1 pseudogene is annotated in these 1,319 nt (G+C 68.5%); it reads right to left on the reverse strand.

Annotation, left to right across the window (positions count from 1 at the left end):
• Positions 1-246: 246 nt before the first annotated feature.
• Positions 247-1,319 (reverse strand): annotated as a pseudogene (locus HC022_RS26685) (glutamate--cysteine ligase); the annotation flags it as partial.

The following is a 1,319-nucleotide window of genomic DNA, read 5'->3' on the forward strand; positions in this document are numbered from 1 at the left end:
GCCGCGGACCCGCGCCGAGCGCGCTCGAGTCCCACGCGGTGCTGATGCAGGCCGGGGCGCGGCCCTCGCCGGACGAACTCGCCCGGCGCAGGCAGGAGATGCACGCGTATTTCCAGCGCAACGTCTCGCGGCGCGCCAGCGCCTGACATCCGTGTCAGAAGCGGGGCCCGTGTCAAAACCCGGGCCAGCGCCTGAACCGATGCCAGCGCCTGAAGCCGAACGGGCGGCGGACCGGCCGCGACGGCCTCAGTAGCTGTATTGCGCGTAGATCCGGCCGAGGTCGCCGCCCCAGTCGCCGCGGTAGTGGTCGAGCAGCTCGTCGGCCAGCACCTTGCCGCTGTCGAGGCTTTCCTTCAGAGCATTGAGGAAATGCGTTTCGTCGGGCAGCAGTCCGCCGGCGCCGGTGCAGGCGCGGGCCTTGAGCCCGGCCTCGGCGATCTCGACGGGCCGCCATCGGCGCCTCGCATCTCGATGAACTTCTTCAGCCGCGCCTCGGGGAAGATCGTGGTGAGGTGGTCGGCCCAGTCCGAAAGCGTCGGGATCTCGCCCGGCAGCGCCGGCAGCTTGCCCTTCATGAAGTCGCGGAACGACATCCCGAGCGCATCGATGTACTTGCCGTCGCGGTAGACGAAATACATCGGCACATCGAGCGCGTAGTCGACGTAGCGCTCGAAGCCGAAACCGTCCTCGAAGACGAAGGGCAGCATGCCGGTGCGGTCGGCGTCGAGATGGCGCCAGACGTAGGAGCGGTAGCTCTTCATGCCGTTGGGCGCGCCCTCGAAGAAGGGCGAGTTGGCGAAGAGCGCGGTTGCGACCGGCTGCAGCGCGAGCGCCACGCGCATCTTCTTGACCATGTCGGCCTCGGAGCCGAAATCGAGGTTCACCTGCACCGTGCAGGTGCGCCGCATCATGGTGGTGCCGGTGGTGCCGACGCGGCCCATGTAGGCGTCCATCAGCTTGTACCGGCCCTTGGGCATGAGCGGCATCTCTTCGTGCGACCACTCGGGCGCGGCACCAAGCCCGATGAAGCCCACGCCGATGGCATCGGCGATGCTCTTCACCTCGCGCAGGTGCTCGTTCACCTCGTCGCAGGTCTGGTGGATGGTCTCGAGCGGCGCGCCGGAGAGCTCGAGCGCCCCGCCGGGCTCGAGCGAGACGTTGGCGCCGTCTTTGGTGAGCCCGATCAGGTGCCCGCCTTCCTCGACCGGGTCCCAGCCGTAGCGGTCGCGCAGCCCTTCGAGCACGGCGCGGATCGAGCGCGGACCGTCATAGGGCAGCGGCTCGTGGGTGTCGGTGAGATAGCCGAACTTCTCGTGCTC

It is taken from the genome of Salipiger sp. HF18 (assembly GCF_011806505.1).
Taxonomy (GTDB): Bacteria; Pseudomonadota; Alphaproteobacteria; order Rhodobacterales; family Rhodobacteraceae; genus Salipiger; species Salipiger thiooxidans.